Origin of the sequence: Azospirillum sp. B510, from assembly GCF_000010725.1 — a bacterium.
Classification (GTDB): Bacteria; Pseudomonadota; Alphaproteobacteria; order Azospirillales; family Azospirillaceae; genus Azospirillum; species Azospirillum lipoferum_B.
This window is the reverse complement of record NC_013854.1, coordinates 953,176-979,349: the sequence shown is the minus strand read 5'-3', so window position 1 is coordinate 979,349 and position 26,174 is coordinate 953,176. Positions and strand designations below refer to the sequence as shown.

The 26,174-nt window shown below is 66.8% G+C and carries 37 protein-coding genes; 32 read left to right on the top strand and 5 right to left on the bottom strand.

Features of this window, described 5'->3' with window-relative positions; translation table 11 throughout:
* Nucleotides 1-2 precede the first annotated feature (2 nt).
* Both AZL_RS36235 and AZL_RS04615 read right to left on the bottom strand, forming a co-directional pair.
* Nucleotides 3-158, bottom strand: coding sequence for a hypothetical protein (locus tag AZL_RS36235; RefSeq protein ID WP_158305963.1), 156 nt, complete (start codon nucleotides 156-158; stop codon nucleotides 3-5).
* Nucleotides 159-268: 110 nt separating this feature from the next.
* Nucleotides 269-754 (bottom strand): helix-turn-helix domain-containing protein, encoded by a 486-nt coding sequence (locus AZL_RS04615; RefSeq protein WP_086935334.1) that lies wholly within the window; start codon nucleotides 752-754, stop codon nucleotides 269-271.
* Nucleotides 755-838: 84 nt separating this feature from the next.
* Between AZL_RS04615 and AZL_RS04610 the strand changes: the two genes are divergently transcribed.
* The 26 genes from AZL_RS04610 (at nucleotide 839) to AZL_RS04485 (ending at nucleotide 18,226) form a co-directional block, all read left to right on the top strand.
* The gene (locus AZL_RS04610; RefSeq protein WP_086935385.1) at nucleotides 839-1,093 is read left to right on the top strand and encodes a transcriptional regulator; all 255 of its coding nucleotides are present in this window, start codon (nucleotides 839-841) and stop codon (nucleotides 1,091-1,093) included.
* A 172-nt stretch (nucleotides 1,094-1,265) separates the two neighbouring features.
* Nucleotides 1,266-1,952, top strand: coding sequence for a hypothetical protein (locus AZL_RS04605; RefSeq protein WP_042442549.1), 687 nt, complete (start codon nucleotides 1,266-1,268; stop codon nucleotides 1,950-1,952).
* Between the two features lie 2 nt (nucleotides 1,953-1,954).
* Complete coding sequence (locus AZL_RS04600) at nucleotides 1,955-2,299, top strand: hypothetical protein (RefSeq protein ID WP_012973488.1); 345 nt, start codon at nucleotides 1,955-1,957, stop codon at nucleotides 2,297-2,299.
* Entirely contained in the window at nucleotides 2,296-2,613 is a 318-nt protein-coding gene (locus tag AZL_RS04595) for a hypothetical protein (protein ID WP_042442548.1), read from the top strand. The genes AZL_RS04600 and AZL_RS04595 overlap by 4 nt, the downstream gene beginning before the upstream one ends.
* A 17-nt stretch (nucleotides 2,614-2,630) precedes the next feature.
* Complete coding sequence (locus tag AZL_RS04590; RefSeq protein WP_052293628.1) at nucleotides 2,631-2,987, top strand: hypothetical protein; 357 nt, start codon at nucleotides 2,631-2,633, stop codon at nucleotides 2,985-2,987.
* Nucleotides 2,988-2,991: 4 nt separating this feature from the next.
* Nucleotides 2,992-3,174 (top strand): hypothetical protein, encoded by a 183-nt coding sequence (locus tag AZL_RS04585; RefSeq protein ID WP_042442547.1) that lies wholly within the window; start codon nucleotides 2,992-2,994, stop codon nucleotides 3,172-3,174.
* An 8-nt stretch (nucleotides 3,175-3,182) separates the two neighbouring features.
* Nucleotides 3,183-5,168 (top strand): DNA cytosine methyltransferase, encoded by a 1,986-nt coding sequence (locus AZL_RS04580; protein WP_012973486.1) that lies wholly within the window; start codon nucleotides 3,183-3,185, stop codon nucleotides 5,166-5,168.
* A gap of 5 nt (nucleotides 5,169-5,173) precedes the next feature.
* Nucleotides 5,174-5,458 carry a hypothetical protein gene (locus AZL_RS04575; protein WP_042442546.1) on the top strand — a complete coding sequence of 95 codons (285 nt, stop codon included), beginning with the start codon at nucleotides 5,174-5,176 and terminating at the stop codon, nucleotides 5,456-5,458.
* Nucleotides 5,451-6,440, top strand: coding sequence for a phage Gp37/Gp68 family protein (locus AZL_RS04570; RefSeq protein ID WP_012973485.1), 990 nt, complete (start codon nucleotides 5,451-5,453; stop codon nucleotides 6,438-6,440). Before AZL_RS04575 ends, AZL_RS04570 begins: the two co-directional genes overlap by 8 nt.
* Entirely contained in the window at nucleotides 6,440-6,619 is a 180-nt protein-coding gene (locus AZL_RS04565; RefSeq protein ID WP_042442545.1) for a hypothetical protein, read from the top strand. The genes AZL_RS04570 and AZL_RS04565 overlap by 1 nt, the downstream gene beginning before the upstream one ends.
* A 2-nt stretch (nucleotides 6,620-6,621) precedes the next feature.
* Nucleotides 6,622-7,209, top strand: coding sequence for a Rieske 2Fe-2S domain-containing protein (locus tag AZL_RS04560; protein WP_012973484.1), 588 nt, complete (start codon nucleotides 6,622-6,624; stop codon nucleotides 7,207-7,209).
* Nucleotides 7,199-7,876, top strand: coding sequence for a hypothetical protein (locus AZL_RS04555; protein WP_012973483.1), 678 nt, complete (start codon nucleotides 7,199-7,201; stop codon nucleotides 7,874-7,876). The genes AZL_RS04560 and AZL_RS04555 overlap by 11 nt, the downstream gene beginning before the upstream one ends.
* Nucleotides 7,873-8,715 (top strand): DUF4942 domain-containing protein, encoded by an 843-nt coding sequence (locus tag AZL_RS04550; RefSeq protein ID WP_012973482.1) that lies wholly within the window; start codon nucleotides 7,873-7,875, stop codon nucleotides 8,713-8,715. The genes AZL_RS04555 and AZL_RS04550 overlap by 4 nt, the downstream gene beginning before the upstream one ends.
* Before the next feature lie 144 nt (nucleotides 8,716-8,859).
* Nucleotides 8,860-9,255 (top strand): hypothetical protein, encoded by a 396-nt coding sequence (locus tag AZL_RS36230; RefSeq protein WP_158305962.1) that lies wholly within the window; start codon nucleotides 8,860-8,862, stop codon nucleotides 9,253-9,255.
* On the top strand, nucleotides 9,252-9,713 hold the full coding sequence (locus tag AZL_RS36225) for a GNAT family N-acetyltransferase (RefSeq protein WP_042442543.1): 462 nt from the start codon (nucleotides 9,252-9,254) through the stop codon (nucleotides 9,711-9,713). Before AZL_RS36230 ends, AZL_RS36225 begins: the two co-directional genes overlap by 4 nt.
* Nucleotides 9,710-10,423: a hypothetical protein gene (locus AZL_RS04535; RefSeq protein WP_042442541.1), complete on the top strand. Its 714-nt coding sequence runs from the start codon at nucleotides 9,710-9,712 to the stop codon at nucleotides 10,421-10,423. The genes AZL_RS36225 and AZL_RS04535 overlap by 4 nt, the downstream gene beginning before the upstream one ends.
* Complete coding sequence (locus AZL_RS04530; RefSeq protein ID WP_052293625.1) at nucleotides 10,423-10,914, top strand: DUF1064 domain-containing protein; 492 nt, start codon at nucleotides 10,423-10,425, stop codon at nucleotides 10,912-10,914. Before AZL_RS04535 ends, AZL_RS04530 begins: the two co-directional genes overlap by 1 nt.
* Nucleotides 10,902-11,660: a DUF2312 domain-containing protein gene (locus AZL_RS33820; RefSeq protein ID WP_012973478.1), complete on the top strand. Its 759-nt coding sequence runs from the start codon at nucleotides 10,902-10,904 to the stop codon at nucleotides 11,658-11,660. Before AZL_RS04530 ends, AZL_RS33820 begins: the two co-directional genes overlap by 13 nt.
* Nucleotides 11,660-12,574, top strand: coding sequence for an AAA family ATPase (locus AZL_RS04520; protein WP_012973477.1), 915 nt, complete (start codon nucleotides 11,660-11,662; stop codon nucleotides 12,572-12,574). The genes AZL_RS33820 and AZL_RS04520 overlap by 1 nt, the downstream gene beginning before the upstream one ends.
* A gap of 4 nt (nucleotides 12,575-12,578) precedes the next feature.
* The gene (locus AZL_RS04515) at nucleotides 12,579-12,833 is read left to right on the top strand and encodes a hypothetical protein (protein ID WP_042442539.1); all 255 of its coding nucleotides are present in this window, start codon (nucleotides 12,579-12,581) and stop codon (nucleotides 12,831-12,833) included.
* On the top strand, nucleotides 12,834-13,538 hold the full coding sequence (locus AZL_RS35260; protein ID WP_012973476.1) for a hypothetical protein: 705 nt from the start codon (nucleotides 12,834-12,836) through the stop codon (nucleotides 13,536-13,538).
* Nucleotides 13,539-13,568: 30 nt separating this feature from the next.
* On the top strand, nucleotides 13,569-14,636 hold the full coding sequence (locus tag AZL_RS34010; protein WP_012973475.1) for a helix-turn-helix domain-containing protein: 1,068 nt from the start codon (nucleotides 13,569-13,571) through the stop codon (nucleotides 14,634-14,636).
* A 52-nt stretch (nucleotides 14,637-14,688) separates the two neighbouring features.
* Nucleotides 14,689-15,660 carry a hypothetical protein gene (locus AZL_RS04500; RefSeq protein WP_012973474.1) on the top strand — a complete coding sequence of 324 codons (972 nt, stop codon included), beginning with the start codon at nucleotides 14,689-14,691 and terminating at the stop codon, nucleotides 15,658-15,660.
* A 354-nt stretch (nucleotides 15,661-16,014) separates the two neighbouring features.
* Complete coding sequence (locus AZL_RS04495; protein WP_012973473.1) at nucleotides 16,015-17,424, top strand: site-specific DNA-methyltransferase; 1,410 nt, start codon at nucleotides 16,015-16,017, stop codon at nucleotides 17,422-17,424.
* Nucleotides 17,396-17,890, top strand: coding sequence for a hypothetical protein (locus AZL_RS04490; protein WP_012973472.1), 495 nt, complete (start codon nucleotides 17,396-17,398; stop codon nucleotides 17,888-17,890). The genes AZL_RS04495 and AZL_RS04490 overlap by 29 nt, the downstream gene beginning before the upstream one ends.
* A gap of 102 nt (nucleotides 17,891-17,992) precedes the next feature.
* Complete coding sequence (locus AZL_RS04485) at nucleotides 17,993-18,226, top strand: hypothetical protein (RefSeq protein ID WP_148219197.1); 234 nt, start codon at nucleotides 17,993-17,995, stop codon at nucleotides 18,224-18,226.
* Between the two features lie 109 nt (nucleotides 18,227-18,335).
* Here AZL_RS04485 and AZL_RS04480 read toward each other — a convergent pair whose 3' ends face one another.
* The 3 genes from AZL_RS04480 to AZL_RS33265 all read right to left on the bottom strand — a co-directional run bounded on the left by AZL_RS04480 (nucleotide 18,336) and on the right by AZL_RS33265 (nucleotide 19,936).
* A complete protein-coding gene (locus tag AZL_RS04480) occupies nucleotides 18,336-18,797 on the bottom strand; it encodes a hypothetical protein (RefSeq protein WP_148219196.1) in 462 nt (153 codons plus the stop codon).
* 25 nt (nucleotides 18,798-18,822) lie between these two features.
* On the bottom strand, nucleotides 18,823-19,092 hold the full coding sequence (locus AZL_RS36220) for a DUF4160 domain-containing protein (RefSeq protein WP_042442533.1): 270 nt from the start codon (nucleotides 19,090-19,092) through the stop codon (nucleotides 18,823-18,825).
* A gap of 145 nt (nucleotides 19,093-19,237) precedes the next feature.
* Nucleotides 19,238-19,936 carry a DUF3489 domain-containing protein gene (locus tag AZL_RS33265; RefSeq protein ID WP_012973469.1) on the bottom strand — a complete coding sequence of 233 codons (699 nt, stop codon included), beginning with the start codon at nucleotides 19,934-19,936 and terminating at the stop codon, nucleotides 19,238-19,240.
* Nucleotides 19,937-20,252: 316 nt separating this feature from the next.
* Between AZL_RS33265 and AZL_RS04465 the strand changes: the two genes are divergently transcribed.
* From AZL_RS04465 to AZL_RS33260, 6 genes are all read left to right on the top strand, one after another.
* Nucleotides 20,253-20,576 (top strand): hypothetical protein, encoded by a 324-nt coding sequence (locus AZL_RS04465; RefSeq protein WP_042442532.1) that lies wholly within the window; start codon nucleotides 20,253-20,255, stop codon nucleotides 20,574-20,576.
* A 274-nt stretch (nucleotides 20,577-20,850) separates the two neighbouring features.
* The gene (locus AZL_RS04455) at nucleotides 20,851-21,204 is read left to right on the top strand and encodes a P27 family phage terminase small subunit (protein WP_148219194.1); all 354 of its coding nucleotides are present in this window, start codon (nucleotides 20,851-20,853) and stop codon (nucleotides 21,202-21,204) included.
* A gap of 452 nt (nucleotides 21,205-21,656) precedes the next feature.
* Nucleotides 21,657-22,073, top strand: coding sequence for a hypothetical protein (locus tag AZL_RS04445; RefSeq protein WP_042442528.1), 417 nt, complete (start codon nucleotides 21,657-21,659; stop codon nucleotides 22,071-22,073).
* On the top strand, nucleotides 22,018-23,808 hold the full coding sequence (locus tag AZL_RS04440; protein WP_148219193.1) for a terminase large subunit: 1,791 nt from the start codon (nucleotides 22,018-22,020) through the stop codon (nucleotides 23,806-23,808). Before AZL_RS04445 ends, AZL_RS04440 begins: the two co-directional genes overlap by 56 nt.
* Nucleotides 23,809-23,817: 9 nt before the next feature.
* On the top strand, nucleotides 23,818-25,236 hold the full coding sequence (locus AZL_RS04435; RefSeq protein WP_012973465.1) for a phage portal protein: 1,419 nt from the start codon (nucleotides 23,818-23,820) through the stop codon (nucleotides 25,234-25,236).
* A gap of 2 nt (nucleotides 25,237-25,238) precedes the next feature.
* Nucleotides 25,239-26,165: a head maturation protease, ClpP-related gene (locus AZL_RS33260; RefSeq protein ID WP_052293624.1), complete on the top strand. Its 927-nt coding sequence runs from the start codon at nucleotides 25,239-25,241 to the stop codon at nucleotides 26,163-26,165.
* Nucleotides 26,166-26,174 lie beyond the last annotated feature (9 nt).

The following is a 26,174-nucleotide window of genomic DNA, read 5'->3' as shown; positions in this document are numbered from 1 at the left end:
GTCTAACTCCGTTGCGCCTGTGCGCGAGCCTGCTGGGCTGCCTCGTGGTCACGGCGCGCCAGCTTGCGCGCCAATATCCGGATGAGGCCGTTGATCGTTTCTTGCACCACCGCCTCCGGATCGGTTGCGGCGCTGGTCGAAGTGGGGATGTGGGCCATGCTTTGCGCTCCCGTGATGATGCTCACGGGGGCGACGATAAGTTTTGCTTAGCGCTGCGTCAACACTGCTTAGCAACGCTTAGCGATCCGCTTAGCGTTGATCGCGTCGATCACGCGCCGCCAAGGAGCTCCGGGTGCCGGCGGTAAACCCGGAGCACCGTCTCCATATTCGTCAGCTTTTCATGGCCCGTCCGCGCGCCCGTGGCAGCGTCGGTATAGACGGCCCTGACCACCTCCGTGATGGTCCAAGTGGGGGCGATCCCCATCTCGCGGCACAGATCGGTCACGGCGCGCTGGCATTCCATCAAAAAATTTGTGTCCAGCGCTTCGTCTTCGCCGCTGCCCACCAAAGTAACGCCAACACCTTCAGGGATGCTGTATTCGGGTTCATCAACGACTCGCACGCCTTCCATAAGCCACCGCAAAGACACGCCTCCCAGCCGCGCAATATCACGCATCAGCGCAGGCTTTGGGTGTGTGCGGTTTGCTTCCCATTGGGCAACGGAAGGCCCAGTAACACCAAGAGACTTCCCAAAAGCTACTTGGGAAAGTTCCATCTTTTCGCGAAGTTGCTTGATGCGAGAACCGACAGTCATTTGAGCCACCACTAAGAAACGCTTAGTTAAGCTAAGTCGTGGAGGGCTTGACGTCAATGCTAAGTTTCGCTTAGCGTGGCGTGCATGAAAGACGAAGCACTTAGTATGGCAATAAGCAAAGCGGGCGGCGTGACGCGGCTCGCGGAAGCTCTCGGGATCACCACCGAGGCCGTCTACCAATGGGAGCGGTGCCCACAGCGGCGAGTGCTCGCTGTGGTCGCTGCGACCGGTGGAAAGGTGAAAGCCTACCAACTGCGGCCGGACCTGTACCCGGCCCCGGCCCCGCGCAAGCGCCGGGCGCCGCTCGACACCCCCAAACAGCAAAGCGCCCAGCCGTAGCAGCGGCCGGGCGCTTCCCCTGAATGCAGCGGTAGCAGCCGCTGGCATCAACTAACGCATGGGACGGAAATCCATGGTGTCTAAACACTCTACCACAGCAGGGACGGAGGGCAAGCCGCTCGTCCAGCCCTGTGGGGGCACCCCGACGGGGGCACCCGAGGGGTTGGCGGCAATGTGCGACGAGTTCGCCGCCGCCAACCTGACCGACTCGCCGCGGATCACCACCGCGGCCACGCTCGCCACCATGGCGCGCATTCTGACCGAGCGGGGCTGGATCGCCCCGTCGACCACCGAATATGAACCGGGCTGCGCCCCCTGGTGGACACCTGGGTCTGTGGTGCCGGTCAGCATCCACGGGGCCTATGAGCTGGCCTTGCGCGAGTTGCACGGCGCCGACGCTCTGCCGCTGGCTGCCTACGGCCAGCAGGCGGCGCTCCACTGCATCTCCTGCGCCGCCGGCGAGCCGATCATCATGTGGGAGTGCGTGCCGAAGCGCGCCGCCTATGAGCTGACGAAGCTGATGGGCCAAGCCCAGCAGGTGGCGGCCGGCGAGCCGATGGACGGCATGAAGCCTCTGTCCCACGGACTGCATCTGCGCTCGGTCAAGCGGCGCCTGGACCTTGATATCTGGAACAAGGTGGTCAGCCTCGACGGCCAGCCCATCGGCACGGTGTCCATGGAGGTGGGGCAGACCCGCAAGCGCGGCTTCAATACCGCGATGCGCTACTACGGCGTCACCGTCGAGGTGGAAGGCGAGAAGCTGGAGGTGGAGGGGACGGATTACACCTCCACGCGCCACTGGCTCGGGGTGAAGGTTCTGGGCGCGATCCGTGCCGCCCTGCATCGGAAGGGGCGCTAACCATGGCCCCTCAACGACGTTACCCCCTCAACGACGTTACCCCGTTCGACCTGACCGAGTTCGACGCCGCCGCCGCTCGCATTCTCGGCGCTGGCGGGGTGACCCCGGACATTGCCGGCCCGGTTGCCGCGCTGATGGAGGTCACCGAACGCTGCGGCGACATCAAGCCCGAGCGGATCATCAACGTGGTTCTGCTGACGGCCTATGTGCTGGGCATGTCCGCGCTGGAGAACGCCCACCGGCTGGAGGCGCTGCAACTCACGCAGAAGATCGCCGATGGCATGGGCAAGGTGCTCGCCGAGCTGAACCGGGCCGCCTCCGGCAACATGGGGGGCGGCAGAGCATGAGCCTCCCGGCCCAGATCATGGCGGAGTTTGCCGCCGCCGAGGCCCGTACGCTGGCCGCCCGCTTCATGACCACCACGCCCCGCACCGTCGGTGACGTGGCGGCCGAGATGATGCGGCTGCTCGGGCACAAGCCCCGGAAGTGTGCGTCCGGCCTGATCTGGTCCGACGTGCTCGCGCTGGTGGCTACGCTTGCCGCCGAGTCGCCCACCTATGCCGCCGCACTGCGCCGCGCTGTAGCCGCCGCAGAACAGGCCGCCCTCCCCCCCGAAGAAACCGCGCCCGCCGCGCTGGCCGCAAACAGCGGGCGCCGCTGACCCTGGAGACCGACTCCATGTCGACCATGATGCTGCCCCTCCCCGAGGGGCTGACCCCCGAAGACGTTACCGCGCTGCAATCCGTGGCCGCCGAAGTGGCTCGCCAGCGGAAGGCCGAGCAGTTCTGCGCCTCCCATGACGATCACCACATCGACGGCTCTCTGGCCGCCGCCGGTGGCTGCTACCTGCTCCACGCGGGCGCCACCAAGGAAGGGCGCGACCTCTACCCGGTCGGCACGCCGTGCAACCTGTGGCCCTGGGCTGACCCGTGGTGGAAGCCGCGGACCCCGCAGCGTGACGCGGTGCGTGGCGCGGCGCTCGGAGTCGCCGAAATCTCCCGCCGCCTCCGGGCCGGCGAGAAGGTGGAGGGCTGACCCGATGATTGTTGAAGGAAATTGCTCCTGCTGCGGCGAGGCCGCCCTGCTCGATCCGCGCATCGGCGTCTGCGACGACTGCCAGGGCCGCGAGGCGGAAGAGGCGTCGACCTCGTTCATGCTCGCCGAACTGGCGGCCACCTCCCCCGCCCTGTCCATGGCGCTCGGCGCCTCGCGGGAGGGCTGATCGTGAGCATGGATTTTCGCGAGATCCGGCATTTTCATGTCTGCTGCGGCATCGGCGGCGGTGTGAAGGGGTTCAACCGGGGCGGTGCCCGCGTGGGCAACATGGTGGCCGCGCCGCGGTGCATCGGCGGTGTCGATGTCGATCCGGTGGCCCTTGCCAGCCTGGAAATGGTGACCGGCACCAAGGGCACGCTGCTCGATCTGTTCGACCGAGGGCAGTACGTCGCCTTCCATGGCCAGGAGCCGCCGGCCGGCTGGCGTGAGGCGACCGGCGAGGACTTCCGCCGGGCTGCCGGCGGCGAGCGCCCACACGTCGTCTTCATGTCGACGCCGTGCAAGGGCAACAGCGGCCTGATCAGCACGAAGACCAGCGAGGCGCCCAAGTACGTGGCTCTCAACGAGCTGGCTCTCCGCGCGGTCTTCCTGACCATGGAGGCTTGGGCGGACGATCCGCCCGAGATACTGCTGTTCGAGAACGTGCCGCGCATCGCGCAGCGGTCCCGCCGGCTGCTGGACCGGATCGGCGGGATGCTCCGGGCCTATGGCTATGCCATTGCGGAGACCGCGCACGACTGCGGAGAAATTGGCGGGTTGGCCCAGAGCCGCAAGCGCTTCCTCATGGTCGCCCGGCACATCGCCAAGGTACCGCCCTTCCTCTATGAACCACCGAAGCGCCCGCTCCGCAGCGTGGGCGAGGTGTTGGAGCGCCTGCCGCTGCCGGGCGATCAGCTGGGCGGGCCGATGCACCGCGTCCCACGCCTCCAGATGAAGACCTGGATACGGCTGGCGTTCGTGGAGGCCGGGTCCGACTGGCGCTCGCTGAACAAGCTGAACGTCGCAAATGGGGTGCTGACCGATTACGGCCTCGTGCCGGAACACCCGCTTCGCGGTGGCGCCCTCGGCGTCTGCCAGTGGGGTGAGGCGACGGGAACGGTGGCTGGTGAGTCTCTGCCCTCCAACGGCAAGTTCACCGTGGCGGACGTCCGGACGTTCAGCGCCTGCCACAACGGCATCCTCGGCGTGAACGCCTGGGGCGATACCCCTGGCACCGTCACCGGCAATGCGCGCCCGATGACCGGCTCCTTCAGCGTCGCCGATCCTCGCATGCGCCAGGGGCATGCCGATTACCAGCAGTATGGCGTCCGCCGGTGGGGTCAGTCGACCGGTTCCGTCATCAATGTCAAGGCGCCGGGCCAGGGCGGGTTCTCGATTGCCGACCCCCGCTATGGGGACAAGCCTCGGTTCGCGAATGTCTACCGGGTGGTCAGCACGCGCGAGGCTGCTCCCACCATATCCGCCGGCCAAGGTCCGACCTCTGGCGGGTTGGCTGTGGCCGACCCGCGCTGCTCCTGGAATCCGCGCGCTCATACCAGCAAGCTGCGGGTGATTGGGTACGACCAGACCTCTCTGACCATCACCGGTAGTTCGTCCTCCAGCCACGGCTTTACCTCGGGCGCTTTGGCGGTCGCCGACCCGCGACCGGAGGCTTTCCGCGACGGTCGCGAAAGCTATGTGACGGGCGGTCACTATGGCGTGCTGAACATGCGGGATACCGCTGGCGCCGTGACCGGCTCCGGCCAGCACGACAACGGGCGCTGGTCCGTCGCCGATCCCCGGCCGGCCACGGGTGACGAGGCGGAGGAACTGCCCGCCCCGAACCAGCAGCTCGTCGCCGTGATCCGCGCCATGGATGGGACGTGGCATCGCCCCTTCACGACCTTGGAACTGGCGGCCCTCCAGTCGCTGGTCGACTTCGACCGGCCGGGCCTGGAGTTGGCTGGCGCCTCGGACAGCCTGTGGCGCGAGCACATCGGCAACATGGTCCCTCCCGACGCCGCACAGGCGATGATGGGCGTGATCGCCCGGACCCTGCTGTTGGCCTGGGCCGGCGAGAGCTTCCTGCTCAGTTCCGATCCGATCTGGGTCCAGCCCGTCACCGTGGCGCTGGCCGTCGACACCTCTTGCCAGCTTCCCACCCCCCAGGCCGCGGAGTGATTCCCATGACGAGCAAGAGCACCCTGCCGGTCATCACCGACGAAATGTGCCGTACCGCCATCCAGGCCGGCAAGACCGACCGCATCCAGGGCTTCAGCTACGGCCCGGATTTCACGGCTCCGCACGTCCTCCGCGACGTCACCCGTCACCCGGAGGAGCAGGTGCTGTGGAGCGGCGCCAGCCACGACGAAATGATGGAGCGGCACGCCATCGAGCGGATGCGCCTGCAACTGGCCGCCGCGCTCGCCGCCCTTCCCTCGAACGAGGGAGCGGGGGTGGCCCATGGCTGAACGCTCCGTCATTGAATGGACCGATCACACCTGGACGCCCATCGTCGGGTGTACGGCGAAGTCCCCCGCGTGCGCCAACTGCTACGCCGCGCCCATGGCCGCCCGGTTGGAGGCTATGGGGATGGCGAAGTATGCCGGTCTCGCCACCCGCTCGGGCGGCAGGGGGAAGTGGACCGGCAAGGTGAACCTGTCGGAGGCCGATGTTCTGGCCCCGCTCAACAAGCGGCGCCCGGCGCGCTGGTTCTTGACCAGCATGGGCGATGTCTTCCACGAGGCCGTGCCCGACGAGTTCCTTGATCGCCTGTTCGCCGTGATGGCGCTGGGCAGCCGCCACACCTTCCAAGTGCTGACCAAGAGGCCAGAACGGGCAGCGCAGTACCTCAACACGCCTGACCGGGTGTGGAAGCTGTTCGGCTCCGTCCGCAAGCACATTGACGATGAATACCGTGAGGGATCGCGCTGGGAGGAGGATGAAACGCCCTTCCCCTGGCCGCTTCCGAACGTGCTGATCGGCTGCACCGCCGAAGACCAAGCACGCGCGAACGAGCGCCACCCGCACATGCTCCGGATCGCCGCCGCCGGCTGGAACACCTTCGTCAGCTACGAACCCGCTTTGGGGCTGGTGGACTGGACCGGTTGGCAGTTCCTGAAGTGGCTGATTTCTGGTGGTGAGAGCGGGCACGGTGCGCGGCCGAGCCATCCAGATTGGCACCGGGCCGCCCGCGATTTCTGCGCCGCCCATGGCATCCCGTACATGTTCAAGCAGTGGGGGGAGTGGGCGCCGCGCCGGCAAGCCGAGCGGGATGATCTGCTTGATGCGCGCCGGTCGGTCATCGTGAAACCGGATGGCGGGATCACGTCAGGGCTTATGGCCTATGGCTCCGATGCTTGGGTGCTGGATCGCCTCGGTAAGAAGGCCGCCGGCCGGCTGCTGGACGGCCAGCTTTGGGACGGGGTTCCGGTTCTGAAGGGGGGCGCGTGATGGCCTCCATTCAGCAACTGGAGGCCGAGAATGCCCGCCTCATGCGGACCTTCGGCGACGAACTCCGGACCATGCCGAAGCTGTGGCGCACCTACACCAACAACGCCCTGACGATCAAAACGCTCCAGGCGGCCGAGTCCGCGCGTCGCCGCGCGCCGGCCAATGAACAGGAGGGCTGACTGTGGCCCGGAAGAAGAAAATCCAGAAGGTGGACGAGCTGATGGAGCCGCCGGTTGTCGGCCGGTTCTACCTCGTCCCGACCATCGAATACCCGCTTTCCGGCAAGGTCGGGCACTGGCCGGTGCTCGGCCCCAAGCACACGGACGCAGAACACTTCGGGTTCCCGTGGGAGCACTACCACATCGACACGCGCTTCTGGTCGGGCGCGATGCAGCGGACTTTCGGAGCGAAGAAGACCGAGATCCGTCCGGGCATGGCGACGAACTATCCGCTTTGCACCATCGACTTCGGGCTGACGCGGCGCGCGGTGCCACACCCGCCCATCGAGTACCGCCGCCTCCGGTGCGTGGCGGCAACGATCACCTACCAGTTCGCGGGGCTGGAGCCGGTGCTGTCCTTGCGCCGGCACATGGGAGAGGCCGCGATGGTCGACACCGACCACGGCCCGATCTGCCCGCACCGCGGGTTCCGCCTGGGTTCCGTGCCGGCCGACGGGATCATCACCTGCCCCCTGCACGGCCTTCGCTTCTGCGCCAAGAGCCGCAAAGCGGTCCCCCCGGCCACAACCGAGGTGCCCCATGCCGCGTGACATTCCCATCATTTTCAGCGCGCCGATGATCCAGGCGCTGCTCGCCGGCCGAAAGACGCAGACGAGGAGGATCATCACCAAGCCCGCGGCACTGGACGCCTTGGGCGTATTCGGGCCGTCATTTCTCCTGAAGCCCGGCAACATCGACCTGATCCGCTATGCGGTCGGCGACCGGCTGTGGGTGCGGGAAAACTGGCAGACGGGCATGACCGGCGACGGCCCGCAGATCGCCTATGCCGCCACTCCCGATTTTGTCGAGATCAATGCATGGGACGGGCCTGATGAGGGGCGGGGGCCGTCCTTCAACTATGACCGGTGCCCAGGGGCAACGTGGCATCACTGGCTCGGTGACGTGCTCGGCGCAGATGGCCCCTGGCGGCCTTCGATCCACATGCCCAGGTGGGCAAGTCGTCTGACCCTGGTGGTGGAGGATGTGCGGGTTCAGCGCCTCCAGGACATCAGCGAGGAGGACGCGCTCGCCGAAGGGTGCCCGGCGCAGACTTACGAGGAACTTTCCGGCATGGACCCGCGCGGCTGGTTCCGCGACCTATGGAACAGCATCAACGGCGCAACTGCCTGGGATGCAAACCCGTTCGTCGTCGCGCTGACCTGCAAGGTCCACCACTGCAACATTGACCGGCTGCCCGCCGAGGGGGCGCGGTCATGATCGAGGCGAAGGGAACCGAGCTGATCCGCAAGGGATCGGCCGACGAAATCGTGGCGAAGCGCAACCGGGCGCTCGACCTCTATACCCGTGGCGTCCAGATGCTGGCCGAAGCTGTGCGAGTTCACAAGGAGGTGGGCGGCACCGATTACCCCTGCCTCAGAAGCGCGCTGAATAATGGCGGCTACGATATTGAGCAGGGCCGAACCGACAAGGTGGTCGAAGAAATACGCCGAAACCTCGACGGCGCGGTTTGGAACCACATCATGGGAGCGCTGGGCCTACTGAACCTTATGGACGCCAAGGAGGTTGCGGCGTTCAGGGACCAGAACCGCACCGATCCGGCGGAAGTGACGCGCGACAACCTCGTCGCCACCTTCGCCCGCCTGACGGCTGAGTCGGATGCCATCTTCAAGCGCGGCGTCATCAACCTGTTCATGCGCCTGGACCGGAAGTTCGCCAGCAACCCGGCCTATCGCCTGGGCGACAAGCTGATTTTCAACCGCGCCCTGTCCGAGTATGGCGGCTGGAACCACCATGGTGGCAGCCGTGAGGAAATGCGGGACCTGGACCGCATCTTCCACATCGTGGACGAGAAGCCACCCAAGGATCACTGCGGCGACGCTGCGGCGATGGTGTCGGAGGTGTCCCGCCAGCAGCTCGGCGGCACCGTCGAAACCGAATACTTCCTGATCCGCACCTTCAAGAACTGCAACGTCCATGTGCTGTTCCGCCGGCCGGACCTCGTGGTGAAGGTTAACCAGATCATCGCCGACCACTTCGGCGCTGCGCTGGCGCACGAGACCCGGGTGCGCGGCGCTGGCCGGCGGAGGGCGGCATGATCCAGCCCCCGTACAATGTGGATCCGGCTTTGCCGCCGCCCGAGTGGAAGCCGCCTCAGGCGCCCGTCTGGTGCGATGTCAACGGGCCGAATGAAGATCCAACGCTCCGCTTGGTCAAAGCAATCGGCCCGGTACGGCTGCGCCATGCTGGTCCGCGGAACCTGGATGGAGACGCTGGAGCGCTTCAACCTGTTCCAGCAGCACCCGCCCGCCCTGATCGCACAGTTCGCCGAGCGCCTGCCGATGGTTGCCGGCTATGTGGCGCAAGAAGCATCCACCGCGACCTCCTATGCGTGGGTGGTGTTCATCCGCGGCTTCTCGGATACCCGCTGGCGCCACATTCCCCCGTGCCGCCGCGCCCTGGAGCAGCCCGGCGATTACCCAGCTTGGGAAGACCAGGCACGGCTGATGTCCGACATGCAGCTCCTCCGGCTGCTCGATCGGTACGAGACCGATGGCGCCCGCCCGCCCATGCCGGAGGCGACGATCCGCGCGGCGCTGGCCGCTCGTGCCCAGCAGGCCGAAGAGGTGCCGGCATGATCCGCCCGATGCGCCAAGATGAGGCGTCGACACTGGCGCCGCAATTCGCTCCGCTTCTGCCGTGGCTACCGCAAGGCACGCTCTACGCCATGATGCGGTTTCGCTACGAGCGGCGCTGGTTTTTCGTTGCTGAACGGGACGGCGAAGTTGTCGGGATCGGCGCCTATGGGCCGTTGGGGGACTCCCGCCGACATTGGTTGCTCGGGCCGGCTGCGACGTTGCCGACGCACCGCGGTAAAGGCGTCGGGACCGAACTGATCAAAGCCCGGATGGACGTCATTCGGGTGGCTGTGGCCGCGCTCGGAATGGTCGCGGACGGAATGCCTGATGCTTTGATCTACGTCTCCAGCAAGCGCCCGCTTACGTGGGTTCGGTTCGGCTTCGCCGTCGTCGCAGAGAGGGACGGTTCCTCCATTCTGCGCCGCGACCTCTCGCTTGCCTTGGAGGTCGGACGATGACCGGAACCCGCCGCACCATAGAGACGCCGTGGGGCACGGACGTGGAGGTGGATGTCGTCCCCGACGGTGCTGGCGGCGAGCGGCTGGTGTGGAGCCATGCCGCAACCGCGCTCCACCATGGCATCTACGGGGCGGAGAAGCGCGCGGCGTTCGTGCTGGACGCCGAAGACGCCGAACGGGCCGGCGGCACGCCTTCCATTGGCGAGCTGCTGGTGCGCTACCACTGGATCCCGAATACCCCCCGGCCGCTGCCGGCTGCCCTACCGCCGGTTTACCCGGCGCTGGTGGCCCGCCTGCCGAAGCCTGACTCCCAGGCGCTGGATAGCTGGTGCGCCCGCGTGTCGGGCCTCCCTGGCTGGCGCCAGCGGGCACCCGCGCTGCTGTCCATGATCGACGGGGTTATTCGTGCTGGCAGTCGGCCGGGGCCGGGCTACTGCGACGAACCGTCGGAAATGGGCGCCCGCATCACGCGGACCCTGACGGCGGTGCTGGAGCACCTCAACGACCCGGCCGTCGACCGGATCGAGGTGGCCGCCTTCTACGCGCTGTCGGAACACCCGGAATGGCGCCGTCCAGCGCTGCACTGGATCATGGACTGCCGCCAATCTTGGTGGCGTGACTGGATCCGCGAGCGGCCGGACTATCGGCTCGCGGCCAAGCTGGCGGCGCTGCACATGCCGTTCCTCCCGACTTACCTCTGGAGGTGGTGATGGCCCGCCGCGGTGGTCGCAGCAAGGGGCAGGGCGTGCATGTGCCGTCGCATGTGCCGTCGCTCGGCCCGTCGGCGCAACGGCAGATCGAGGCGTTCTTGATCGCCCAGCGCGAGCAGCGGCTTCTGCGGGCCGCAGGCGTCGGCCAGCAGCCGGCGGAGCCGAAAAGCAAGTATCGCGCCCGCCGCACGGTGGTCGACGGGATCAGCTTCGCGAGCGCGTTGGAGGCCAACCGCTGGTCTGTGCTTCGCCAGCGGGAGCGGCTTGGGCTGATCCGGGAACTGGTGCGACAGCCAAAGTTTCCGCTCCACGTCAACGGCGTGTTGGTCTGCACATACATCGGCGATTTCAGTTACCGCACAAGTCAAGGCGTTTTCGTCCTTGAGGATGCCAAAGGCTACTTGACGGACGTCTACAAGCTGAAGAAGCGCCTCTTGGAGGCGCTGCATCCCAACCTGAGAATTACTGAGGTGAAGTCATGTCAGACGTAGGGGGGACTGCGGCCGAGCGGCTGCGGGCTTTGGTTACCCGCATTAGAAATCTGCGGGCCGAAATCAAGGCTATTCAGGAAGACATCAAGGCCATTTTCGCCGAGGCAAAGGCGGTCGGCTTCAGCACGAAGGTGATGCGAAAGATCATCACTTGGATGGACGAGCGCGAGAGAGACGCGGCCAGTCAACAGGAAGCGGAAGCGATCTTCGATCTTTACAAGGAAGCGTTGGGGTACGGCGAAGGCTCCAACCGCGATATCCCGCTCAACCCGAAACCGCCCAAAGGGAAGAAGAAGGACGAGGCGGAAGCCGATCCCGATCAAACGGACCTGGAGGACCATCTGGACCAGTCGAAGCCGGATGACGACGGTTCGAGCGACGATGCCGGATCGGACCAGGGCGGCGCTGCCCAGCCGGCGGCGATGACCCCGGAAGAGGCGAAAGCGAAGGGGCACGAGGACGGACTGGCCGGCGTGCCGATGACGGCCAATCCCTTCGCTGCATCGGACCCGAACCGCGCCCATTGGGAGTTGGGATGGTGCGAAGCCACCGGCTCCGACGGGATGGACATTCCGCCCGAGCTTCAGCCACCCGCGCCCGAACCCACGCCCGCCCCCAACAAGAAGGGCAAGGGCGGCCGGAAGGGGGCCGGATCGCGCAAGCCGCCCGAGCCGCAGGCCGATGACGCCGAGCCGGCCGAAGAAGACTGGCAGCACTTAGACGACGACTTCTCGAAGCGGGGTTGATGATGTCCAAAGCCTTTGTTCCGAACACCGCCATCCGCCGCTTTGCGGAGGTGTTGATGCCCAGCGAGGCCGAGGCGCCCATCCTCAGCCGGCCGATCCGGGCCGCTGTTCACCAGTGGCGCGTCGAGTTGGGGTCCGTGAAGGAGTTGCAGGCGGTGGGCCTCAAGCCCAGGCGTTCCGCCTTGCTGTTCGGCCCGCCCGGCTGCGGGAAAACCACGCTGGCGCACCACCTCGCCGCCCGCCTCGGCCTGCCGCTGGTGGTTGTCAATATGGCCTCGCTGACGAGTTGCTACCTCGGTGAGACGGGGAAGAACATCAATGCGCTGTTCGACGCCGTGATTGAGCAGGCGGATAGCTGTGTGCTGTTCCTGGACGAGTTCGACTCGGTTTGCTCCAAGCGCCGCGCCGCCGAAAGCAGCGCTGGACAGGAACGCAACGCCATCGTGATCGCGCTGCTTCAGAAGATCGACCAGTTCCCAGGCACCATGTTGGCGGCAACGAACCGGGCCGACGATGTGGATCCGGCGATCTGGCGCCGCTTCGGCCTTCATCTCGACATCGTGGAGCCGGATGACGAATGCCGGCAGGCGATCCTCGTTCGATACCTCCAGCCCTATTCGCTGTCACCGGCGGGGCTGAAGGAGCTTTGCAACGCCACGGCTGGAGCTTCCCCCGCGCTGCTGCGGCAGCTCATGGAGGGGCTGAAGCGGGACATGGTGATAAGCCCGAAGCTCTCCTCTCAGAAGCAGCCGATGGACCTGAGCGCGGCCGGCGTCTTCGCTCGCGTGCTCGCCTCCGTCAGACCCCATTCCGATACCCAGCAGCCGCCCCTCTGGACAGTGGATGATGCGCTGAAGCGCGTGGAGTCCATCACATGGCCGCCCACGCTTCCCAGCGCTGGCGGGGAGGGCTGACGCCATGGAACAGCACCGCACGCGCTGGCAGCGCCTGACAGCGGCGTTGCGCCGGCTGTGGGCGCGGGGCCGTACCGCCCTTGGGTGGGGCTTCGTCTTGGTGTGCATGTGGGGCTGGCAGGGCCTGCCGCCCGCCCAGCAGATCAGCTGCGCCATCATCGTGGGTTGCTTCGTCATCGCCATGTCGATCCCCGAGAAGGTGGAGATCGTGCATCGCGTGAAGCTGGAGCAGCGGCCCGGCAAGGGCGGGGAGGTGTAGATGCCCGTCCCGCTGGACATAGCGCAGGGCGTGACATTCAGCGTGGAGTTCCTTCAGCGCCTCTCTCGGGAGGCGCTGGTGGAGTCCCCCACCTGCCGGGCGCGTTCTCTCTGCCTGTCCGATGCGGCCGAGCGGCTGCAACGGGAGGCGAAAGTGAGCGCCCCATCCCGCCCGCGGCGTGCGCCGGTGAAAGCCCCGGCTCCCCCGCCTGCCCCGCAGCTCCTTTTCGCCCTTCACGGCGAAACGTGGATCGAGGTGAAGGACGGCGATCCGGCCGGCCTTGCCCTCTTCCAACGCCACTATTCCCGTTATGTCTACGCCGATGGCAGAGATCCGAAGCTCTACGTCGGGCCGGGCTACAAGATGGTGTTGCTGACGCCGTGCGCCCGCGCCCTGTTCGCTTGGCGGAAGTTCGAGAGCCGCGACGGGCAACAGGGCGTGAATTGCGCGATCTTCCGCAACGAAGGGGCTGGGGTGGCAAGCGAATTGATTCTCGCCGCTGAAGAACTGGCCTGGAAGCGCTGGCCGGGAGAACGCCTCTACACCTATGTCAACCCGCGCAAGGTGAAGGGCAATCCCCCCGGCAACTGCTTCCTCCGTGCCGGCTGGCGCCCGTGCGGGATCACGAAGCGCCGGAGCCTCACCATCCTGGAGAAACTGCCGGTTTCCTCCGCCGCCTCCCTGGACCCGCACGGCGATGCATAGAGCCGAGCGGCCGACACACAGGAGCGATCCATGAGCCAACCAGTCGAAGATATGGTCTGGGCGGCCGACATCAGAAGCACGCCGAAATTCGTCTTGCTGCGGCTGGCACGCTACGCCGCCGACGATGGCACCCGCGTGTATCCGAGCATCGGATCCGTGGCCGCCGCCGTCGGTATGTCCGAGGTGGCGACGCGGAAGGCCGTTCAGGAACTGGTCACGCTCGGCGTGCTGTCGTTGGTTGCGCTGGAGGACCAGAGCACCCACCGGCCGCGCGAATACCGGATCATGCTCGACGCCCTCTCCGCACGCCGCGCGCCCGGCACCCCCCTAACGACGTTACCCCCTACCCCCTCAACGACGTTGGGGGGAGGGAGCAACGTCATACCCCTACCCCCTAAACCACGTTTACCCCCTACCCCCTCAACGACGTTGGGGGGAGGGCCAAACGCCGTTACCCCCTCCCCTCAACGTGGTTGCCCTGTCCCCTCAACGTCGTTGCCCCCTCCCCTCAACGTCGTTGCCCCGAATATAGCTGCTATAGCTGCTGCTTCTGCTGCTACAGCAGACGCGGGAAATGGAGATAGGACGGTTCTCAGCCCGACAGCGATCATCGACGCTTTCGACGCTGCCCTGGTGGAGGCATTCGGCCCGCAGCACGCCCGCCGCCGGCCGGCCGAGACCGATCAGGAAATGGCCGCCGCCTGGATCGACCAGGGTGTGGATCTGGCGCTATGCGAGGGCCTGTTCATCAGCGTCCAAGCCCGCCGCAAGAAGCTGAAGCAAGAGCCGGTCGGCTCCCTTGCGTGGTTCAACAGCCGGATTGCAGCCCAGCTTGACGCCCGCTCGGCGCCATTCCCCGAACTGACCGCCTCCCGCAGCGGCCTTGCGCTGTCCGAACCAACGGCTCCGGCCGGCCAGCGGGAGCCGATGTTCGGCCGGTCCTCGCCGGCTACCCGTCCGGTCTGGCGGCTGCGGCTGACCGAATGGCGCGACAAATCGGTCTGGCTGCCCGCCTGGGGCGCAAAGCCCGACGAACGCGGCTGCGAAGCGCCGACCGACCTGATCGCAGAGATTTTCCCCCAACGCGAGTTGCTGTGACCGGTGGCCCCGCCCAGCCCCTCCAGTAGCCCCTGATTACCAAGGTGCCCCCATGAAGCCCGCCACGAAGACCCCCGCCCCTGCCGACGACGCCCCCGCCAGCCTGCCCGTCGTCCTCACGCTGACCGCGCCGGCCCAGCGCCGGACGGACCTCCCCGACGTCTACACGGCCGAGGTGGAGCAGCGCGGCCGGGTGCTCCTCCGCCGCCATTACCGCCGGGCTGAAGGCGGCGTGGAAGACGTGACCGAACTGGTCACCGAGATCCTGCTGGCGAAAGCCAAGGGCGTGAAGGACGCCGAGCAGGTGGTGCAGGCCGAGCAGGTGGCGCGCGTCGGCTCCACCACGCCGAACCAGCACCGCGCGGCACGCGGCCGGGTGGTGGAGCAGACGGCGGTCGCCGGCAAGACGCGCGCCCGCGCCCTGTCCGCGCTCGGTGTGATCCGGCAGCGCGATCTGTTGACCACCCGCCAGTGGGAGGCAGGGGACCGCATGGCGCAGGACGCCAAGGTGGTAGCCGGCGCCCGCGAGCCGAAGGACGAGGCGGTGGTGGTCGACGATAGCGCGGGCCGCTCATGGGAAGACTTCGCCATCGACGCGGGTAGCCGGCTGAACCTTGCCCGCGAAACCTGCCAAGCCATGCCCTCCTACGAGGGGACCAGCCCGTGGACCATGGTGGAGGGGGTGGTGCTGCTGGACCGGGCGATCACCGATATTGTCGCCAGCACGAACCAGAACATCCTCCGCCGCGCGAAGATCGCTCTGCGGATCGGGCTGGACGCCGTGGGTGATGTCTACCGGCTGCCCAGCGCGGTCACCCGCACCCATGTGCTGGGTGCAGACGGGATCCCGGTGCCTATGACCGTGACCGAAGACCTTGACGGGCTGGATCGGCAGGAGCAGCAGCGGCGCATGTGGCGCTCGATCAAGCTGGGCGACCGGCTATATGTAGCCGTTGGGGATACGATGTCAGACCTATATGCGGTAGCCAAAACGGAGCTAAAGCGCCGCGCCAACCCGAAATAGTTGACGCGGATACGACTTCGTGCTTCTTTCGATATGCCCCCGAAAGGGGGGCGTGAAAATCAGCCCTGCAACTCGGATACGAGATGCGGGGCTTTTTCATGCCCAGCCGGTGGAGACCGGAGACGGGGGTTACACGGGTGGTGACGCACCCTTTCACCGCGAGCGCTAGACCCGCACGTCCGACCAGAGCCGGTTGATCGTCCATCCCGTCATCGCTCGCGAGGCGACGGGGCGCATACGGACGCAGTAACCCGTTCAGGTCAAGACCGACTCGGACACCGCAACTGCTTTTCACCGGGCGATGGAGTCGCGCCGGTCTTTTTCGCGTGTCCGCGTCTTGGCGCGGAGTTCACTGTGAAGCCTGGGATCAGGATTGATTACCTTCCGCTCGAAGGGCTGAAGCCCTACGACCGGAACCCGAAGACGCATTCCCCCGAACAGATCGAACGGCTGGTCGCCAGCCTGACCGAGTTCGGGTGGACCCGGCCGCTGCTGATCGGCGACGATGGCACGCTGGTGGCCGGGCATGGCACCTGGACGGCGGCCAAGCTGGTGCGAGACCGCGGCCTGTCCATCCCGAACCATCCCGACGCCGCGACCGCCCCCACGGTGGCGCTGGCCCACCTTTCGGCAGAACAGCGACGCGCCTACGTCATCGCCGACAACCGCCTGTCCGAACTCGGCCGGTGGGACGACGCGCTGCTGGGCGCAGAACTGGCAGACCTACAGGGCCTCGGTGTCGACATGGACGCCATCGGCTTCGACGCGGCGGACCTTGAAGCGCTCTGCGCCGATGGGGCCGGCGCTGACACGAAGGCGGGGGCGAGCGGCAAGTCGCTGGTGGAGCGGTTCGGCGTGCCGCCCTTCACCGTTCTGGACGCCAAGCAAGGCTACTGGCGCGACCGCAAGGCCGCCTGGACCGCGCTTGGCGTGCATGCGGAGGAAGGGCGGGAACACCTCCCCGACACCAACGTCGCCACCGACTGGATGCGGCGTGGAAGCGCCGTGGGCGGCTCAGCCTTCGACCCGGTGCTGGCCGAGCTGGTGTTCCGGTGGTTCACCCCCGGCGCTGGTGCGGCCATCCTGGATCCGTTCGGTGGGGAGGCCACCAAGGGCGTCATCGCCGCGACGCTGGGCTATGCCTATACCGGCGTGGAACTGCGCGGCGAACAGGTGCAGGCGAACCGGGCGCAGTGGCTGAAGGTTCGCGACAGGCTGCCGCCCGAACGGCTGGCGCAGGTTCGGCATGAGCCGGTGTGGATCGAAGGCGACAGCGCCAAGATCGACAGCCTGTTGCCCGCCGGCCGCCTCTACGATCTGGTGTTCACCAGCCCGCCCTATTACGATCTGGAGATTTACTCCAAGGGCGAGAAGGACGGCTCGGCGTTCGAAAGTTACGACCGCTTCATCAGCTGGTATCGGGACATCTTCCGACAGGCGTGCGGCCGGCTGAAGCCCAACCGCTTCGCCGTGGTGAAGATCGGCGATGTCCGGGACGAGCGGGGCTTCTACCGCAACTTCCTCGGCGACAACATCGCCTGTTTCCTCGACGCCGGCCTCGGCTTCTACAACGAGGCTGTGCTGGCGACACCGATCGGTAGCCTGGCGCTCCGAGCCGGCCGGCAGTTCACCGCCTCCCGAAAGCTCGGACGCGGTCACCAGAACGTGTTGTGCTTCTTCGGTGGAGACCCGGGGCGGATCAAGGCGGAGTTCCCGCAGGAGATTGAGGTGGGCGATGTCGCCCCTGACGATCCCGCACCGTAAGGCGCTCCGCGCCGCGGTGATCGCCCAGCATGTCCGCGAGGCGGGCCTGCCGGGTGTCGTGTGCTTCTCCTGCGGCAACGCCAGCCGGGCGCTGAAGGAGGCGGGCCTCTTCGTGGTCGAGATCGCGCCCGGCGGTGATCTGTCGGCCGGGCGCTGGTGGACGGCGCCGGAGATCGCGCGGGCGTGGCCGCACCTGTTCGACGCGACAAGCGGTCATCTGGCCTTCCCGGTCATGGCCTCGGTGGCGGAGGCGCTGCGGGCCGACCTGGGCGATCTGCCGGCCGGCACCTTCGATGTTCCGACCGGATCCGGCGAAACGCTGGTGTGCCTCTCCATGGCCTATCCCGCCTGCCGGTTCCGGCCGGTCTACGGAGTCGGCCGTGGGACGGAGTTCGAGCCGCGCGCCCCGCTGAACGGTCTGGTCCAGGCGCTGGCCGCCGGTGGGGATGCCGCGAAGGTTTCGTAGACCTACGGGAGGGGTCCGGGGGTCTGATTTTCGTTTCGTAGACCTACGGGGGCCTCTTGCGCGAACGAACGAGAGCCCCCGTCCTCAAGGGAGGTTATGCGCATGAAGAACGAGAAGATCGAGGCGGCCATTGAAGACCGCGCCTCCCGCGATGGGGCATTTGCGGTCGCCTATGCGATCACCCGGCTCGCAGACGCGCAACTCGAAACCGCGCAAGCTCTGCGCAAGCTCGGATTGAACGACGCGACCACCCGCATGGGTGCTGTGGAATTGCTGGCGCGGGAAGCCTCGCGCATTGCCGATGCTCTCGGTTCCGCCCCTTGGCCTCAAGACTGACAATTCCCACGCATCAGGGAAGCGCAGACGCCGAAAGGCCGCGTCCCCGGAGGAACGCGGCTCGGTGCGGCAACCCGACGAAATCGGGTTGCTCGGTGATGCGGGTGGGCTATGCCGCCTTGCGCGGCCTCCCTCGCTTCGGGGTGGGCTTATAGTGCGCCTCGAACAGAACCGGGTCCTTCGCAATCGCTCGGCAGGCGATCTTGATGGACGGCGGGATCGTGGTGGAGCCGTTCTTGTAGGTGTGGAAGGTGCTGACCCCCACGCCCAGCAGAGCGGCCGCGCCTTGGTTGGACAGGTTCAAGCTCGACTGCCACACCGAAAGCTCTGACGGGCCGAAGGGCTTTTGCTCTGCGGCGATAAGCCGGAGGTGGTGGTGGTCGATGCCGACATCCCCGGACTCGTCCCACGCCACCACGGTTCCCCAATGGGCGACGTGCGGGTTCGCCAGCACGGCAGGATCGTTCAGGATGTCGGCCTCCGGCGGAGCCGGGGTTGCAAGCCAACCGGCGATGTCGATGTCATCGACGGTGCCGTCCTGCCATCCGACGGTTAGGACGGTGCCCTTCATGGACACCGTTTCGATCCGGGGCGGGTTATTCATTGGGTTCCTCCTTCGTCTTGAGGGTGTAGTGGCGCGCCGGGTTGCACTTGTTCCATTCGGCGACGACCGTTTGGCGGTTCTCCTCAGCCCATTTCCGAACCTCCTTCGCCACGGCGCGGGGCATGGTGCCGACGATGGGTTCCAAGGTCTCGACGTCGATCTGCGCCTCGAAGTCCTTGCCGATCACATGGAAGTGGCAGGGGAAATGCTCCCGAATGCGCACCTCCAGAAACCAGTTTGAACCCGTCAGCAGCTTGCCCATCGTCGCCCCCGTTGTGAATGAAGAATTTATATCCAGTTTTTGGATACAGCGCAACAGAAAAAGCGTCCTGTTTCTGGACGGAATATCAGGACAGCAGAAAGGGGCGGGAAAGCCCGCCCCTTCGCGTGGTGCCGTGGGTGTGGCGTCAAGCGGCAGCCTGTTCCGGTTCAGCGCTGGCCGGGGCGTAGGCCGCCGGGAAGGTGCCGTAATAGCGACCTTCCTTGCCCTTCTTCCGGTATTCGAGTTCGAGGCCGAAGGTCTCATCCAACTCGTTGAGGGTGCCGCTGCACTTTTTCCAACCGACAGCATCCTCCAGTTCCTTCATGGTCGTGCCACCCTCGCGGCACACCATGTCGATCAGGATTCGCTTTTTCGTTCCGGGGGCGGGAAAGGCGGGACCGGAGCCCGCCGCGCGCGGGGCGGAGCCGGCGGCCTCGTATTTCTCCCCCTCCGCCAAGGGGCGGAACAGGAACCCGCCCAGCACCGGCTCCACCTTGATGCGGTTCTTCGCGAACCCGTCGCACTTCGCCCAGGCGATGGCGTGGTCCACCGTGGGGAAGGCCGAGCCGGTGAAGGTCACCTTGGGCGCCGCCTTCAGCGCGTCACCCTGCGGCGCGGGGGTGGGCTGCTCGTCGGCCTGCCCGCCGGTCGCGGTGTCGTCCTGCGGCGGCTGCTCGGTGCCCTGCTCGCCAGCGGGCGGCACCAGCGCCAGCGTGGGGGGAGTCTCGGTGCCCTGGTAGGTCCAACCGCCCTCGGTCTGGACCGTGGTGAAGGTGCCATCCTCGAAACCGGCAGCACGGGCGGCCTTGGAAGCGGCGGTCTTGCTGGTGAACGTGGCGGTCATGGCTTTCTCCTTGGTTCGCTATCAGGGGTTCAATTCGTGGCGGCTTGTTCGCTCGCCTTGGTTGCACCCTACGGAGAGCGCGGCGGAGGAGCGAGAGGGAAAATCGCTACCTCGGAGAGATTTTCCGGCCAACCGCCGCATGTGTCGCTGACGCGCGACACACCCGGTCACAACCCCTGACACAGGGCATGCCGCAACGGCTGTCGCAATGTCTGTCACAGACTTTGTGACTGCATCCAAGAGAGAGGGAGAGGGAGAGAGAGATCTAACCCCTACCCCTTTCACCCCACAGAACCCGCCCCGAAGGACGCCGCCCATGGAAAACATCCCCCTGCCCGATGTCGGCTCCACGCTGACCCACATTGCCGGGCTTTCCCCAACCGCCCAGCTTGCCGCCATCGCCGCCCTGACCGTGGTGTTCGGGCTGCTGGTCTGGACCCGCCGACCGATCCCCGGCCCGGATGCGGGGACCGTGGTGAAGGCGCTGGAACTCACGGCGCAATCCCAGGCGGAGACGGCGGCCTCGATGGCGACCATCGCCCGCACCGTGGAAGGCGTGGCCGAAGACGTGCGGGCTGTGGCCGAAGACCTCCGCAGCCTCACCCACGCCGTCCTCACCGAGCGCAAGGAAGTGGCGTGATCATGAGAGGCAAGCCCCTTTCCCAGAGCATCGCCGATGTGGCGGACGCGGTGGAGCGGCAAGCCGTCGCCGAAGGGTACGCCGACGCCTCCCGGTTCGTTCGGCCCCTGTTGCGGGGCGTTACCGACGGGTGCCTTGCCGTGGGTGCCGTGGGCGGTTTCGCTGCGCCGGCGCCAGCCCCCACCACCACGGCTGAACGGGAAGGCCGCGTCGGCGCGACAGAAGCCCGGACAGCGGCCTGAAGCGCTTGGCCGGCTACAGCGGGGGCGGAACCATGGCGAAACGCACCACAGGGAAAACCACGGGCGCGGCAGTGGCGCAGGTTGCCCATCCCATTCCGGCCAGCGTCGCAGCGAACAGCCGGGCAAGCGCCGTGTGGCAGGAGATGGCCGCAGCTCTGGGTCAGCGGCTCACGCCGTTCAACCTGCCGATCCTTGCCACCTACTGCCTCGCAGTGGCGCGGAAGGAGGACGCGGAGACCAAGCTCGGCACCGTCGGCCCGCTGGTGAAGCGGAAGGATCAGGCGGACGTGAACCCGCTGCTGGAGGTGGTGGAGCGCGAGCTGCGGATCATCCAGAACGCCGCGAAGGAACTGGATGCGGCGACATCGCCTTGGAGGAGGAAGTAACCGCATGCCCACACGCCCCCCGATGTTCCGCTCCCCCGGTTGGAAGACACCGCAGCAGAAGCGCAAGGCTCACGATCAGGCGCGAGGCTCCGCCTCCAGCCGTGGCTATGACAGCGATTGGCGGAAGCTCAGGGCGCGGTTCCTGAAGGCGCACCCCTTGTGCTGCGTCACCGGATGCGGGGAGCGAGCCACGGACGTGGACCACATCCAGGGCGTCAGGGAACGCCCGGACCTGCGGCTGGAATGGTCGAACCTCCGCTCCATGTGCCACCCCCACCACAGCAAACGGACGGCTCGGGATCAGGCTTTCGGGCGGGTTCGCGGCTGATCCGCAGGGGGTAGGGGGGAGGGGGTGAAATCTCCACCAGGGCGGGGCCGGGGAACCGGTGGGGGGCCAAATTTCTGCGCATGCGATTTAAATTTCCGGCCCCCTGGAAAATTCGAGGCCGCCGATGAAGCGTGGACCCAAGCCCGAGCTGCCGTCGACGAAGGCGGCCCGCGGGACCATCCAGCCATGCCGCGACGCGGGCAAGGTGGAGGTGATCGAACCCGACGTCTTGCCGTCGAAGCCGGACTGGCTGACCGCGGCCGGCGAGGAAGTTTGGATCGACGACATCGGCCGGGTAACGACCGGCCGGCTGGCGACCGAGCGCGACAGCACGATGTTCGCGCAATACTGCAACCTCCAGGGCGCCATCGTGGAGGCGTGGCGCTCGGGCGGCGTCCCGCCTGCCGCGCACCTGATGGAGGCCCGGAAGATGGCCGAACAGTTCGGGATCTTCGGTGCGAAGAGCCGGCTGAAGGTGGGTGGCGATGGCGGCAAAACGACAAACCCGTTCGCGCGCAACGGCATCGGAACCCGTCGATAAGGAGTCCAGCACCGGCCACGCCCGCGACTATGCCGGCATCGCCGACCGTTACGCCCGCGATGTGGTGGCCCGGCGGATCGTCGCCTGCCGGTGGGTGCGGCTGGCATGCAAGCGGCACCTGGACGACAAGAAGCGGAAGGGTTGGCCCTATCGCTGGGATGTCTGGCACGCCAACGACGTGTGCGACTTCATCGAGAAGCTGCCGCACGTCGAAGGCACATGGCACAGCAGCACGATCACCCTGGAGCCGCCGCAGATTTTCATCCTGGCGGCGATCTTCGGGTGGCGGCGGAAGGCTGACGGCTACCGGCGCTTTTCGAGCGTCTACATCGAGATGGCCCGCAAGGGTGCGAAGTCGACGCTGACCGCCGGGGTGGCGCTGTACTGCCTGTGCTGCGAGGGGGAGGTCGGGCCGCAGATCATCATCGGCGCCACGACCGGCGAACAGGCCCGCAAGGTCTTCAACCCGGCCAAGAAGATGGTGGAGCGGACGCCGGCCCTGCAGGAAGCCTATGGGGTGACGCCCTGGGCACGGTCGGTCACTTGCTCGGAGAACGACGGGTATATCCAGACGATCAACGCCAAGGGGTCGACGCAGGACGGACATAACCCGCACGTCGGCATTCTGGACGAGCTTCACGCCCACAAGGACCGGGCGCTTTACGATGTGGTGCGGTCTGCGGACGGCGCCCGCAAGAACCCGATGATCTGGGCGATCACCACCGCCGGCTACAACATGGCCGGCGTCTGCTACGAGCAGCGGACCTTCGTCTGCAAGGTGCTGGAGGGGGTGTTTGAAGCCGACCACTACTTCGGCATCATCTTCACCCTGGACGAGGGGGACGACCCCTTCGACGAGCGGGTGTGGATCAAGGCGAACCCGATGCTGGGCGTCACGCCGACGCTGGACAGCATGCGGCGCTACTCGAAGGAGGCGAAGGCCAGCCCCGCCAGCGAGGGCGAGTTCAAGACCAAGCGCCTGAACGTCTGGCTCAACGCCGCCTCGGCCTGGCTGAACATGGCGCAGTGGTCGGCATGCGGCGACGACTCGCTCGATTGGAAGGACTTCGACGGGCTGGAGTGCTGGATCGGCGGCGACCTCGCCGACAAGGACGACATCACCGCCCTGGCGCTGATCGCATTCGACAAGGCCGGGCGGCTGCTCATCAAGACGCGGTTCTGGTTGCCGGAGGCGGTGCTTCTGCATCCCGACCATGCCGAGGGCAAGGGGCCGGCTCCATACCGGACCTGGGCGAAGCAGGGCCACCTGATCCTGACGCCCGGCGATTGGGTCGACCACGCCGAGGTGGAGAAGACGGTTCGCGAGTGGCGCAGCCGCTACGGTGCCCGCAAGGCGATCTTCGACCAGTTCGCGGCGGCGCTGATGATGGCAAGCCGGCTGAACGACGGCGGCGAGGCTTTCGCCGAGGTGCTGCACAAGAACGCCACCAACGTCACCGATCCGGCGAAGGAACTGGAGGCGCGGGTGAAGGCTGGGCCGTCGAAGCTGCGGCACGACAACAACCCGGTGATGAACTGGATGGCCTCCAACGCCGTGGTCAGCCGGCGGGTGGACGGAACGATCCTGCCGAAGAAGGAAGCCGAGATGTCGCCGAACAAAATCGACGGCGTCGACGCGGTGGTGAATGCGCTCAAGCCGAGCACGGTCGGCCAGCCGGCCAAACCTCGCTCCGTGTGGGACACGGACGAGTTCGACGATGCGGACGAGGAATAGGGGTGGCGCATGGGCATGATGAACTGGATCACCGCGCACCTCCGCCCCCAGCCGAAGGCGGCTTCGGCCGAAGAGGTTTCCCAGCGGAACGCGGCGGCGTTCGCGGAAGAGTTCTGGCGCGATTTGGTCGGGGGTGGCCCGACGTCGGCCGGCGTCCATGTGAACTGGCAGACGGCGCTGGAGACCCCGACCTCGCTGCGCTGCGGCCTGTTGATCGCGGACGGCGTGTCCACGGTCCCCTGCAAGCTGATGCGGAAGGACCCCGTTACCGGCAATCGGGCGGAGGCCGTCGACCATCCCCTCTACGACCTGATGCAGTTCAAGCCGTGTAGCTGGATGAACACGCAGCAGTTCCGCGAGACGCTGATGCTGCATGCCGCCTTCCAGGGCGGCGGGTTCGGCTTCATCAACAGGGTCGGCCGCGGTCGCATCCACGAAATGTTCCCCTTCGAGGCCGGCGAGGTGTCCGTCGAGAAGCGCTCCGATCCATACGATCGATCACCGCTCTACCGGGTGAACGGCGAGGAGGTGCCGAACGACCGGATCCTGCATATCCGCGGGCCGAGCTGGGACGGGCGGAACGGCCTCAACATGGTGAAACTGGCCCGCGAGGTGATCGGGCTGGCCGATGCGGCGCAGGATGCCCACGCCAAGCGGTTCGGCCAAGGCGTCCAGACGACGGGGGTCTACAGCGTTACCGACGATCTGGACGAGACGAAACACAACCGCCTGACGAATTGGATCAAGACCCATTACGCCGGTGGGAAGAACAGCGGCAAGCCGCTGGTTTTAGGGAGCAACGGCAAGTTCATTCCTATGGATATGACGGGGGTGGACGCGGAGCACCTTGCGACCCGGCTGTATCAAGACATGCTGATCTGCCGACAGTGGGGTGTTCTGCCGATCATGGTCGGGATCGCCGACAAGACGGCGACCTATGCCTCTTCGGAGCAGATGTTCCTGGCCCACAACGTCCACACCGTCCGTCCATGGCACCGCCGAGTCGGGACGACGCTGACGTGCGATCTGCTGACCCCCGAGGAGCGGCGGCAGGGCCTGTATTTCAAGTTCTTCGACACGGAGCTGCTGCGCGGCGCGGCGAAGGACCGGGCGGATTTCTACGCCAAGATGTTCGGGGTTGCCGGCCTGACCGCGAACCAGATCCTCGGAATGGAGGACATGGACGGGTTCAAGGGGGGCGACGCCCACTATGTGCCCAGCAACTACGCGCGGGTGCGCGACGACGGATCGCTGGAGGCCGCCAGCAAGCCGGACGAAGGCGGCGCCGCGCCTCCACCACCGCCCGGCCCACCGCCCCGGCAGAACGCCGGCCGGGTGCTGTCCGGCGAGAACGAGAGCCTGATCCGGGGCGCCTCCGACAACCTGAACACCGTCCTGTCCAAGCTGGACGGCCAGCCCGAGGACTGACCATGCCGAAACCGCTGATCGACACCGCCCTGCTGACTGCCGGGCAAGCGATGAACCGCGCGCCGATGGCGCTTGGACCGGGGCACGCCCGCGTTTCCGCCACTGCCGACGCCACCGAGGCCGACATCTACGTCTATGGGGACATCGGCGGCTGGTGGGACGGCATTCAGGCCGAGGAGTTCGCCAAGGAGATCGACGCCCTGTCGGTCGACACGATCAACGTCCGGCTCAACAGCCCCGGCGGCGTCGTCTTCGACGGGGTGGCGATCTATCAGGCGCTCGCCCGCCACAAGGCGAACATCGTGATCCACATCGACGGGATCGCGGCCAGCATCGCCAGCGTGATCGCCATGGCCGGCGACGAGATCCGCATCGCCGAAGGCGCTCACGTCATGATCCACAAGCCGTGGAGCTTCGCCATCGGCGACGCCGAGGTGATGCGCAAGGAAGCGGACATCCTGGATCAGCTGGAGTCCGGCATCGTCGACATCTATGCCGCGCGCACCGGCCAGGAGCGGAAGGCCCTGGTCGATTGGGTGGCGGCCGAGACGTGGTTCGGCGCCCAGGCGGCGAAGGATGCCGGGTTCGCCGATACGGTGGTGCCGGCCAAGGGCAAGAAGGACGCGAAGGCCGCACACGCCCGGTCGGCGATGCTGCCCCTGTTCCAGCGCACCCCGAAAGACCTCATGCCGAACGCCGCTGAGGGCGGCCCGGCGATCCGTGAGTTCGAGCGCCTTCTCCGCGACGGGGAAGGCTTCTCGCATGCCCAGGCCAAGCGCGTTGCCGCGATGGCTCGGGCCTTCTCCGCCGGTCATCGCGACGATGACCAGCACCAGCCCCCGCCGGCCCCTCGCGACGAGGACGGACAGGCTGCCGCGGTCGCGGCGCTCACGCGGGCGACCAACACCCTGAAAACTCTTTCACGCTGAGGATTGCCA